At 56.3% G+C, this 11,600-nt stretch carries 11 protein-coding genes; 5 read left to right on the top strand and 6 right to left on the bottom strand.

Features of this window, described 5'->3' with window-relative positions:
- Positions 1-4 precede the first annotated feature (4 nt).
- Positions 5-277 (top strand): metal-sensing transcriptional repressor, encoded by a 273-nt coding sequence (locus tag HII27_RS06455; RefSeq protein ID WP_185667125.1) that lies wholly within the window; start codon positions 5-7, stop codon positions 275-277.
- Here HII27_RS06455 and HII27_RS06450 read toward each other — a convergent pair.
- The 6 genes from HII27_RS06450 to HII27_RS06425 all read right to left on the bottom strand — a co-directional run bounded on the left by HII27_RS06450 (position 258) and on the right by HII27_RS06425 (position 6,580).
- Positions 258-1,835, bottom strand: a complete 1,578-nt coding sequence (locus HII27_RS06450) for an EAL domain-containing protein (RefSeq protein ID WP_185667124.1) — start codon at positions 1,833-1,835, stop codon at positions 258-260. The genes HII27_RS06455 and HII27_RS06450 overlap by 20 nt on opposite strands.
- A gap of 96 nt (positions 1,836-1,931) precedes the next feature.
- Positions 1,932-2,591 carry a methionine ABC transporter permease gene (locus tag HII27_RS06445; protein ID WP_185667315.1) on the bottom strand — a complete coding sequence of 220 codons (660 nt, stop codon included), beginning with the start codon at positions 2,589-2,591 and terminating at the stop codon, positions 1,932-1,934.
- Positions 2,588-3,379: a methionine ABC transporter ATP-binding protein gene (locus tag HII27_RS06440; protein WP_185667123.1), complete on the bottom strand. Its 792-nt coding sequence runs from the start codon at positions 3,377-3,379 to the stop codon at positions 2,588-2,590. Before HII27_RS06440 ends, HII27_RS06445 begins: the two co-directional genes overlap by 4 nt.
- Entirely contained in the window at positions 3,376-4,182 is an 807-nt protein-coding gene (locus tag HII27_RS06435; RefSeq protein ID WP_185667122.1) for a MetQ/NlpA family ABC transporter substrate-binding protein, read from the bottom strand. The genes HII27_RS06440 and HII27_RS06435 overlap by 4 nt, the downstream gene beginning before the upstream one ends.
- A 25-nt stretch (positions 4,183-4,207) precedes the next feature.
- Positions 4,208-5,239 (bottom strand): isopenicillin N synthase family dioxygenase, encoded by a 1,032-nt coding sequence (locus tag HII27_RS06430; protein ID WP_185667121.1) that lies wholly within the window; start codon positions 5,237-5,239, stop codon positions 4,208-4,210.
- Positions 5,240-5,470: 231 nt separating this feature from the next.
- Positions 5,471-6,580, bottom strand: coding sequence for an ABC transporter ATP-binding protein (locus tag HII27_RS06425; RefSeq protein ID WP_185667120.1), 1,110 nt, complete (start codon positions 6,578-6,580; stop codon positions 5,471-5,473).
- 346 nt (positions 6,581-6,926) lie between these two features.
- On the opposite strand from HII27_RS06425, the gene HII27_RS06420 reads away from it, so the two are divergent.
- From HII27_RS06420 to HII27_RS06405, 4 genes are read left to right on the top strand one after another with little or no spacing between them, the layout of a single operon-like run.
- Positions 6,927-8,159: an extracellular solute-binding protein gene (locus HII27_RS06420; protein ID WP_185667119.1), complete on the top strand. Its 1,233-nt coding sequence runs from the start codon at positions 6,927-6,929 to the stop codon at positions 8,157-8,159.
- A 53-nt stretch (positions 8,160-8,212) separates the two neighbouring features.
- A complete protein-coding gene (locus HII27_RS06415) occupies positions 8,213-9,520 on the top strand; it encodes a carbohydrate ABC transporter permease (RefSeq protein WP_185667118.1) in 1,308 nt (435 codons plus the stop codon).
- 9 nt (positions 9,521-9,529) lie between these two features.
- Positions 9,530-10,381 carry a sugar ABC transporter permease gene (locus HII27_RS06410; protein ID WP_035891868.1) on the top strand — a complete coding sequence of 284 codons (852 nt, stop codon included), beginning with the start codon at positions 9,530-9,532 and terminating at the stop codon, positions 10,379-10,381.
- Positions 10,382-10,385: 4 nt separating this feature from the next.
- A complete protein-coding gene (locus tag HII27_RS06405) occupies positions 10,386-11,588 on the top strand; it encodes a glycoside hydrolase family 53 protein (protein ID WP_185667117.1) in 1,203 nt (400 codons plus the stop codon).
- Positions 11,589-11,600 lie beyond the last annotated feature (12 nt).

The raw sequence follows: 11,600 nt of genomic DNA, 5'->3' as shown, positions 1-11,600 counted from the left end.
GGCCATGTCACATACCGTTCGTCACAAGAAGATGTTATTGACGCGTCTGAAGAAAATTCAGGGGCAGAGCGTTGCGCTTGAGAAAATGCTCAATCGCGAGCACGAGTGTGCGGAGGTGCTACAGCAGCTGGCGGCGATTCGCGGCGCGGTCAACGGCATGATGCTGCAGGTGATTCAGGGCCATCTGACCGATCACGTGGTCAAAGAGCCCGAAGAGGGTCAGCGCGAAGCCGACCTCGAGGTGGTGATGCAGGTGATTAAGTCCTATCTGAAGTAGCGTGCGCCCGCAGGTTGCTTTCCGCCCAGAGAATAAACGCCTCTTTCGGCAGGGCCTTGCTGTAAAGCCAGCCCTGTCCAAACTGCACGCCGTGCTCGCGCAGCCACTTCTCCTGGCAGGGACTCTCAATCCCTTCCGCCACTACGTTCAGCTGCAGGGTTTTTGCCATTTCAATGATGTATGGCGTTACCTGCGCGTACTCCAGCGCATCAACGAAGGATTTATCGAGTTTTAAGGTATCGACCTCAAGGTCCTGCAGGTAGCGCAGGCTGGAGTAGCCGGTGCCGAAGTCGTCGATATAGATGGCGTGCCCGGCTTTACGGTAAGCGGTCATCGCCGGCAGCGTGGTTTTCGGGTCAGCAAAGCCGCGCTCGGTTAATTCAAGGGCAATTTGCTGCGGCTGCACGTGCCAGATGCGCATCTGCTGGTGCAACAGCGTTTGCAGTACGACAGAGTGGAAATCGGCGACGGAGAGGTTGATGGAGACATGCTGATCCGGATGCAGGCTGAGCCATTTACCGAGATCGCGGAAAACGGATTTCACCACGTTTTCCGTCAGGTTGGTAATGAGCCCGGTCTGCTCGGCAAGTGGAATAAAAATCTCTGGCGACAGGTAGCTGCCGTCCGGCTGCTTCCAGCGTGCCAGCGCTTCACATCCCACCACTTTGCCATCGGTAAGCGACACGATGGGCTGGTAGTAGACGGTAATCGCGGCATTGTTCAGCGCATCAAGCATACGCTGGCGTGGCGACTGCAAACGGCGCAGCACCTGGAAAATCAACCAGCTTGCCAGCAGGCTCATGAGTATACCGACCGGTAACCACAGCATCAGCTGGTGACGCAGGCGTTCTGACAACGGCAGAGTCGAAGACCAGGTCATGATCGACACCTGCAGATCGGGATACTGGCGTACCGTATAAACGATATTGTCTTTGGTCAGCGTTTCCAGATGCTGTAGCTGAATTTGCTGCCAGGCCTGCTGATCCAGCGGCGCGCTGCTGGCGAGCACCCGGCTGTTATGGGTGCTGATAAGCGCCACCTGGGTTTTCGAGTTGCTGAACGGGATAACGTCGATAAACGAGACGGGGTCGATAATCACCATATGGTGATCGGAAGCGAAGGCGGCCATATAGCGACGGATGCCGAGATCGTTGCGTTCGGTGTACCAGGCGCGATAGCCGGATGGGATGATGCGATCCGGCTCCGGGAAGGTGAACGGCTTACCGCTGTTCTCGAGCGAGGAGCACCTGGCTGTCAGCCCATCGAGATAGAGCACTTCCTGAATATAGCGCCACGAGTAGGAGAGACGGCGCATCTCCTGGAGATGCGCAGGGCTGCAGCCCGCATCCTTCAGAGCATCCATCTGCAGTAGTGCCCCTTTGGCCTGGTCCATGACCTGCTCGGTACGTATGAGGACCCGCGACGCGTAGGTTTCCTGCTCGGTGATAAATTGCCGATGCGCTTCCCGCTGGGCAAGCCAGACGCTCAGCAAAATAGGCAGGAGTATCGCTATAATCAGTACGCCGGTTATCAGACCGATCAGGTGTCGAGTTGTCACTGCCAGTCCTTTTCCGGGGCTAAGTAGTGCAAGTATACCCGACATTTCCTACGCTTATTACGCGAAATCGTCCCCCCTGCCAGAATTAGCGCGGATTCAGCGGCGATGCGCCAGCGCGCGAACCAGGCGGTCACCGCCCATCTGCACGCCCTGCACCATCAGTACCAAAATGAGCACCGTGCCGATCATTATCTGATCATTAAACCGTTGATAGCCGTAGCGAATCGCTAAATCACCCAGCCCGCCACCGCCGATGACGCCCGCCATCGACGAAAAGCCAATCAGCATGACGATAGTCAGCGTGGTGCCTGCCAGCAGCGCCGGGAGCGCTTCGGGCAGCAGCGCTTTGCTTACCACATGCCAGGCGTTACCGCCCATCGACAGCACCGCTTCAATGCGCCCGTAGTCCACCTCATCCAGCGCGCTTTCGGTCAGGCGAGCAAAGAAAGGAAACGCCCCGATGGTAATCGGCACAATGGCTGCCGTGCTACCGAGCGTGGTGCCAACCAGCAGACGGGTGAAGGGGATAAGGGCAATCAGCAGCACAATAAACGGCAGCGAGCGCCCGGTGTTGATAATCGCCCCCAGCACCGCATTCAGGCGCGGCATGGGGACAATCCCCTGGCGGCGGGAGAGAAACAGCAGCACGCCCAGCGGCAGGCCGATTAAGACGGTAAACAGGGTGGCGAATCCCACCATGTAAAGCGTATCCAGCGTGCCGCCGACCAGCAGCGGCCATAAATCTTCCCAGCTCATGCGACTATGCATAGGTGTCTCCCTTCAATGCCGTGGCGGGCGAGGAAGCGGCGTTCTTCATCGCCGTCTCCCAGTAAAATGTCCCGCAGGCGTGACCAGGGTGAAGCCAGCAGGTCGGCGATTTTCCCGCTCTCCTGCAATTCCCCACCTTCCAGCAGCGCCGCGTGATCGCAAAGGTTCTTGACCACTTCAAGCTGATGGGTGATCAGCACAATGGTCAGCCCCAGCTGGCGGTTTATCGTTTCCAGCAGCGCCAGTACGCTGGCGGTGGTTTCGGCATCCAGCGCGCTGGTGGCCTCATCGCACAGCAACACATCGGGTTCAGCGGCCAGCGCGCGGGCAATGCCTACGCGCTGCTTTTGCCCGCCGGAAAGCTGGGAGGGGAAGGCGTCGGCTTTGTCGCCAAGCCCGACCAGTGCGAGCAGTTCCGTTACGCGCTGTTGACGCTGCGCTTTCGGGATGCCGGCTATCTCCAGCGGCACGGCGACGTTGTCGGCTACACTTCGGGCGTGCAGCAGATTGAAGTGCTGAAAAATCATGCCGGTACGCAGACGATGGGCGCGGAGTTGCGCCTTATCGTACTGCACGATATTTTCCCCGTTGAACAGGATACGGCCCGCGCTGGGCCGCTCCAGTAAGTTCAGACAGCGAATCAGGGTGCTTTTACCCGCGCCGCTCCGCCCAAGAATGCCGTAAATGGCGCCTTTGGGAACGGTAAACGAAACGTCGTTGAGTGCCGGGTGGCCGCTTCCGGCATACTGCTTGCTCAGCCCTTCGATGACGATCATGACTGCGGTGCGCTAACCGGGATCACCGAGCCGTTATAGTGCTGGTGAATAAATTCTGCGACCTGCGGCGAAGTCAGATCTTTTGCCAGTTCTTTGATGCGCGGATCGTTGGCCAGCTGCGGGGTGGTGACCAGAATATTGGCGTACGGGTTATGCGTGGCGCTCTCCAGCCCCAGCGAATCTTTGGCCGGGTTGAGCCCTGCTTCCAGCGCGTAGTTGCCGTTGATCACCGCCAGGTCGACGTCGTCCAGCGAGCGAGGGATCTGCGGGGATTCCACCTCGAGGATCTTCAGCTTATGCGGGTTTTCGGCGATATCTTTCGGTGTGGCAAGCGTTGTCGCCGGGTCAGTAAACTTTGCCGCCAGCTTAATCAGCCCTTTGCTCTGCAGCAGGAACAGCGCGCGGCTCAGGTTGGTGGTGTTATTCGGCACCGCCACGGTGGCCCCTTCGGGCAGCGATTGCAGATCTTTATGTTTATGCGAATAGATGCCCAGCGGCTCGATATGTACCGTGGCGGCAACGGCAAAGGTTTTGCCCAGCGCTTTTTCCTGGTCTTTCAGGTACGGCACGTGCTGGAAATAGTTGGCATCGACGTCGCCGTTGGCCAGTAGTTCGTTGGCGTTAACGCCGCTGGTCAGTTCGACAATTTTCAGATCCAGCTTCGGGTCCTGCTTTTTAATAAAGTTGAGAATTTCTGCGTGCGGCACCGGGTCAGCGGCGATACGCAGCGGCGCGGCAGACGCGCTCCAGGCCAGAGAAAGAGACAGTGCAACCCCTGCCAGTTTGAATGCGGCATGTTTCATGGTGTGTTCCTTGTTTTAATGGTTATCAGGCAATCAGCTGTTCACTGCGCGCGCGCAGTACATCGCGGTAATAGCGTTCCGCCACGTCCGGGTGGGAGCGCAGGCGGCCTTTTAGATAGTTCCAGCCTACGTCGCGCAGCAGTGGATTCTGCGGGTCGCTTTGCGGGCCGTTGGCTTCTCGCGCCAGTGATTCAGGCAGGGAGTAAACCGGCACCACGGCGTCAAGCTGTGCGCCTAAGAAGAAGGCGATGGAGAGGCGCTGCTTGTTGGCCGGTGGTGAGATCACGCGGTGAACGGTGGCACGCAGGTAGCCGTTGGTTGCCAGCTCAAGCAACTCGCCAATATTGACCACAAAGCTGCCGGGCAGCGGTTTGGCGTCAATCCACTGGCCGTCGCTGACTTCCACCTGCAGCCCTTGCTGATCGTCCTGCAACAGGAAGCTCAGGAAGCCGGAGTCTTTATGCGCTCCCACGCCCTGGGTGCTGTTTTGCGTCTCCTGCTGGCCGGGATAGCGGATCAGCTTAATATGTTCGTTGGGTTTTTGGCCGTACAGGGTGTCAAACGCCTCGGGCGGTAGCTGCAGCGCCTCAGCAAAGGCGCGCAGCAGCGTCATCGCCATCTCGGTCATTGACCGCTGCCACTGCAGCAGGACCGGGCGCAGGGAAGGCAGCGCTTCAGGCCACAGGTTAGGGCCCTGTAGCTGAAGCCAGCGCGGGTCGTGCTCTCGCAGCGAAACGGCCTGACGCTCGGCCCCAATATCAAACTGTTCCCGCCAGTCCGGCTGGCCGCGCGTCAGTTCGGCTGCGCTGCGGTTGTAGCCGCGAAAGTGCGGGGAGTGGATCATCGCCACCTGCTGTTTTTGTTCGTCGGACAGGGCGAAGAAGCGGCGTGATTCCGACTGCAGCGACTGCTGCAGGGCATCGTTGATACCGTGATCGGTCAGGTAGAAAAAGCCGACGTCGCGGGCGGCGTGGCGAAGCGCTAGCAGAAACTCAGCGCGTTCAGACGGCTGGTGGTAGCGCGCCAGGCTGAGAATAGGCAGGGTGGTCAGACTCATTGAACTCTCCATTTTGCAGATGAATGCCGTAATGTTGGGGTGGTGCAAATGCGGGGTGACAACAACAGCGCTGCATGGGATATCTCCGTCGGGTTGATAACGACAGCCTGCCTGATGGCGAAGGGCGCGACCAATAACGTTATTTTCTAATTTATGACGGAGTGGGGGTCTGAGCTTTTGCGAAAATTAGCTAAAGCGCACGGCGGCAGGCCGTGCGCGGAAGGCTGGGGATTAATGCTGGTTAGGGGCGGCAATATCGGCGCTGATGCGCAGGCCGTGTTCGTCGAAGATCATGCAGTGCTGCGGGTCGAAGGCGAGATCAATTTGCTGCCACGGGCGAAAATGGACATCCCCCGGCAGCAGGATTTTCACGTTGTCGTGGCCGTAGCACTGACCGAAGAGATAGGTGTTGTTGCCAAGACGCTCAACCACTTCACAGTTAAAGGCCAGTACCGTACCGCGGCGGGTATCGGTAGAGAGGTGTTCCGGGCGAATACCCAGGGTCACGGTGGCACCCGGGGTGAGCGGGGCGGTCTCTATCGCCAGGGTCAGCGTATGCTGCTGAGCCAGGTTCACGGTCAAGGAACCTGGCTGCCACTCGGCGACGGTGGCCGGCAGGAAGTTCATTTTCGGTGAGCCGATAAACCCGGCGACGAATTTGTTGATCGGGTTGTAGTAGAGATCCATCGGTGAGCCCATTTGCTCCACCTTACCGTAGTTCATCACCACGATTTTATCGGCCAGCGTCATCGCTTCGACCTGATCGTGGGTAACATACACCATGGTGGTTTTCAGCTCCTGGTGCAGGCGCGCAATGTGCAGGCGCATATCCACGCGCAGTTCGGCATCGAGGTTTGACAGCGGTTCATCGAACATAAAGACGCGCGGGTTACGCACAATGGCACGGCCAATAGCCACACGCTGACGCTGGCCGCCGGAAAGCTGCTTTGGCTTGCGGTCCAGCAGGTGCGAAAGCTGCAGCGTTTTGGCCACCATCTCTACCTGTCGGCGGATCTCCTCTTTCGGCACTTTGTTGACCTTCAGGCCGTAGCCCATGTTCTCCGCAACCGTCATATGTGGGTAGAGCGCATACGACTGGAACACCATCGCCACGCCGCGATGGGACGGCGCAACATCGTTCATGACCTCGTCACCAATCAGCACTTCGCCGTCGCTGACCTCTTCCAGCCCGGCAATCATGCGTAGCAGTGTCGACTTACCGCAGCCGGATGGGCCAACAAACACGGCAAACTCGCCGTCTTCAATATCGAGATTGACATTATGCAGCGTGACGGTGCTGCCAAAGCGTTTCGTGACATTCCTCAGTCGGATATTAGACATCGACGTTCCCCGAAGTTATTAACCTTTGCCTGCCGTTGGGATGAGGGCCGCTGAATGTCATTTGTGTATTACGTATGACAATTTGGCTAAGCGATGCTCAACAGCGTGAAAATCATGATGCGACTATAACTTCCGCTATTTATGCGCCCTATATCGATGTTTCATTTCTGCAATGACGATCACACAACTCGCAGTTGTCAGTGGTTTTATCATCACTCAAAGCGTAGCGTATAACAAAATGTAAGAAACCAGTAATACGGTGCAAATCAAGCATTGTAAGCGTTAAAATATGCTGTGCCTTGTAGTTAAAAACGATAAATTGTTACACCTTCACATGAGGTTGATAATGAAAAAGAACACCATTGCCGCACTTATCCTTACGACTCTGGCCGCGGGGCAGTTGATTAGCCTGCAGGCTCATGCGGCTACGCAGCTTAACGTCTGGGAAGACATAAAGAAATCCGCCGGAATTAAGGATGCCATCGCTGATTTCGAAAAACAGTACGACGTTAAGGTCAACGTGCAGGAGATGCCTTACGCGCAGCAGCTGGAAAAGCTGCGTCTTGATGGCCCGGCGGGGATTGGCCCGGACGTACTGGTCATTCCAAACGATCAGCTCGGTGGGGCGGTGGTTCAGGGGCTGCTGACGCCGATTAAGCTCGACCAGAAGCAGATTGATGAGTTTACGCCTGCGTCAATTAATGCTTTTCGTATGGACAACGCTCTGTATGGCGTGCCGAAGGCGGTCGAAACGCTGGTGCTGATTTACAACAAAGAGTTAATCGACAAGCCGTTAGCCAGCCTGCCGGAATGGTATGACTTCTCCAAAGCTCAGCGCGCGCAGAACAAGTACGGGCTGCTCGCCAAGTTCGACCAGATTTACTACAGCTGGGGGGCGATTGGCCCGATGGGCGGCTACATCTTTGGCGATAACGGCAAAGGTGGTTACAACGCTCAGGACGTTGGCCTGAACAAGCCGGGTGCGGTAGAAGCGGTCACTTATCTGAAGAAATTCTATGCCGATAAGATCTTCCCGGCGGGGATTATCGGTGACAACGGGCTGAATGCTATCGACTCGCTGTTCACCGAGAAGAAAGCCGCGGCGGTGATCAACGGGCCATGGGCCTTCCAGCCGTATGAAGCGGCGGGCATCAACTACGGCGTGGCACCGTTGCCAAACCTGCCGGACGGCAAACCGATGAGCTCCTTCCTTGGCGTGAAGGGCTACGTGGTGTCGACCTGGAGCAAAGATAAAGCGATGGCGCAGAAGTTCATCGAATTTATCAACCAGCCGCAGTATGTGAAAACGCGCTATATCGCGACGCGTGAAATCCCGCCGCAGAAGGCGATGATTGACGATCCGATTATCAAGAACGATGAGAAAGCTAGCGCCGTTGCGGTGCAGGCCGCCCGCGCCACGGCGATGCCGGGGATCCCAGAGATGGGCGAAGTGTGGGGCCCTGCCAACGCAGCGCTTGAACTGAGCCTGACCGGTAAGCAAGAGCCGAAGGCCGCGCTCGATAACGCCGAAAAACAGATCAAAATGCAGATCGAAGCCATGCAGGCGAGTAACCAGTAAGCACTGACGTCACGGACGGGAGGGGGACCTCCCGTTTTCAGAAGGAGCCGTGTGTGATTATCAATCCCAGCGAAAATGTAAACAGAGCACAGGGGGCCGGACGCCATGCGTGGTGCGGCCTGCTGTTGGCCATTGTGCCTGGCTTTGGCCAGTTTTATCACCGCCAGTGGCTGAAGGGACTTATCTTCCTGGTGCTGCTTAGCAGCTTTATGGGCGTGTTTTACGACTTCCTGAGCGAAGGACTGTGGGGGCTGTACACGCTGGGAGAAGAGGTCCCGCGCGATAACTCTATCTTCCTGTTAGCGGAAGGGATCATCAGCGTGCTGATTATCGGCTTTGGCGTCACGATTTATTATCTCTCCCTGCGCGATGCGTGGGCGAACGGTAAGAAGCGTGATGAGGGCCAGCAGCTGAACAGCGTGCGTAAACAGTATCAGATGCTGCTGAGCGATGGCTTTCCCTATTTAATGATCACCCCAGGATTCATCCTGCTGGTGTTCGTGGTGATTTTCCCGATTCTGTTTGGGTTCTCTATCGCCTTTACCAACTACAACCTTTACCACACCCCTCCGGCGAAGCTGGTGGACTGGGTTGGGCTGAAGAACTTCGTCAATATTTTCACGCTCTCCATCTGGCGCTCGACCTTCTTCGACGTGCTGCAGTGGACGGTGGTCTGGACGCTGCTGGCCACCACGCTGCAGTGCACTGTGGGCGTGCTGCTGGCGATTCTGGTGAACCAGAAAGATCTGCGCTTTAAACCGCTGATCCGCACTATCTTCATTCTGCCATGGGCGGTGCCGGGCTTTGTCACCATTCTGGTATTTGCCGGGATGTTCAACGACTCGTTTGGCGTCATTAACAATGCCATTCTGTCGTTCTTTGGGATCAGCCCAAAAGCGTGGATGACCGACCCATTCTGGACCAAAACCGCGCTGATTATGATGCAGACCTGGCTTGGTTTCCCGTTTGTGTTTGCGATGACCACGGGGGTATTGCAGGCGATTCCTGACGATCTCTACGAGGCGGCAACGATGGACGGTGCCAGCACGACGACCAAGCTACGCACGATTACGCTGCCGCTGGTGCTCTACTCGATTGCGCCCATCATCATCACGCAATACACCTTCAACTTTAACAACTTCAACATCATCTACCTGTTTAACAACGGTGGGCCGGCGGTGGCCGGATCGAACGCGGGCGGTACGGATATTCTGGTGTCGTGGATCTATAAGCTGACCATGTCCTCTTCCCAGTACGCCATTGCGGCGACCATTACCATCCTGCTGTCGATTTTTGTCGTCGGTCTGGCGCTGTGGCAGTTCCGCGCCACGAAATCTTTCAAAAACGACGATATGGCGTAAGGGAATCACATGGCTAAATCACAAAGTATTAAGCGTGAAAAATGGGTGCGGCTGTCGCTCTCCTGGCTGGTTATCGTGCTGGTTTCCACCATCATTATTTACCCACTGATCTGGACCATTGGCGCGTCGCTCAACGCTGGGAACAGCCTGCTGAGTACGTCGATTATTCCGGAAAACCTGTCGTTCCAGCACTACGCCGACCTGTTTAACGGCCAGGTGAACTACATGACTTGGTACTGGAACTCGATGAAAATCAGCTTCCTGACCATGGTGCTAACGCTGATTAGCGTCAGCTTTACCGCCTATGCGTTTTCACGCTTTCGTTTTAAAGGGCGTCAGAATGGGCTGATGCTGTTTTTACTGCTGCAGATGATCCCGCAGTTTTCCGCGCTGATTGCTATTTTCGTGCTCTCCCAACTGCTGGGATTGATCAATAGCCACTTCGCACTGGTGCTGATCTACGTGGCAGGGATGATCCCGATGAATACCTATCTGATGAAGGGCTATCTCGACGCGATCCCTAAAGATCTCGATGAGTCCGCCCGCATGGACGGGGCCAGCAACTTCCGCATCTTCATTGAAATCATCATGCCGCTGTCGAAGCCGATTGTGGCGGTGGTGGCGCTGTTCTCCTTCACCGGCCCGCTGGGGGATTTCATTCTCTCCAGCACCATCCTGCGTACGCCGGATAAATACACGCTGCCTATCGGGTTGTACAACCTGGTGGCGCAAAAAATGGGCGCCAGCTACACCACCTACGCGGCAGGAGCCGTACTGATTGCCGTACCGGTGGCGATTCTCTATCTGGCATTACAGAAATACTTCGTGTCCGGCCTGACCTCCGGCAGCACCAAAGGATAACCACATGAAAAGATTTGCACCCGCTCTGCTTGCTGTTTGTCTCTCCTGTAGTTTTTCCGCCTCTTCGCTGGCGGCCGAGACGCTGCAAACGAAGCCGTTTAACGCTATGCCAGCGGATTTTATTAAAGGGGCCGATATCTCGACGCTGCTGGATGCTGAGAAGCACGGCGCCCGTTTCTACAACGAACAAAACCAGCAGCAGGACGCGCTGGCGATTCTCAAAGCCAACGGCGTGAACTATGTTCGTCTGCGCCTGTGGGTTGACCCGAAAGATGCCGACGGTAAGGCTTACGGCGGCGGTGATAACGATCTTGCCAGCACGCTGGCGCTGGCGAAGCGGGCAAAAGCGCAGGGCATGAAGCTGCTGCTGGACTTCCACTACAGCGATTTCTGGACTGACCCAGGCAAACAGTACAAACCCAAAGCGTGGGAGAAGATGGATTACCCGCAGCTGAAAACCGTGATTCACGACTATACCCGTGACACCATCGCCCGCTTCAAGCAGGAGGGCGTGCTGCCGGATATGGTGCAGATTGGCAACGAAATTAACGGCGGGATTCTCTGGCCGGAAGGCAAAAGCTGGGGGCAGGGCGGCGGCGAGTTTGACCGTTTAGCCGGCCTGCTGAATGCGGCGATTTCCGGGCTGAAAGAGAATCTGAAGGGCGGTGAGCAGGTGAAAATTATGCTCCATCTGGCCGAAGGCACCAAAAATGACACCTTCCGTTGGTGGTTTGATGAAATCAGCAAACGCAATGTGCCGTATGACGTGATTGGCCTGTCGATGTACACCTACTGGAACGGCCCTATCAGCGCGCTGAAGGCCAACATGGATGACATCAGCAAACGCTACAACAAAGATGTCATTGTGGTCGAAGCCGCTTATGGCTACACGCTGGAAAACTGCGATAACGCGGAAAACAGCTTCCAGGCGAAAGAAGAGAAAGACGGCGGCTATCCGGGCACGGTTCAGGGGCAATATAACTATATTCATGACTTAATGCAGGCCGTTATTGATGTTCCGGACCGTCGTGGCAAAGGGATATTTTATTGGGAACCGACCTGGATTGCCGTTCCGGGAAATACCTGGGCCACGAAAGCGGGTATGAAATATATCCATGACGAATGGAAAGAAGGTAATGCCCGCGAGAATCAGGCCTTATTTGACTGCAAAGGAAAAGTCCTGCCGTCGGTAAAAGTATTTAATTAATTAGCAACACTC

Origin of the sequence: Kluyvera sichuanensis (genome assembly GCF_014218705.1) — a bacterium.
Classification (GTDB): Bacteria; Pseudomonadota; Gammaproteobacteria; order Enterobacterales; family Enterobacteriaceae; genus Kluyvera; species Kluyvera sichuanensis.
Note: the sequence above shows the minus strand (reverse complement) of the source record. Positions and strands in the feature narration are given on the sequence as shown.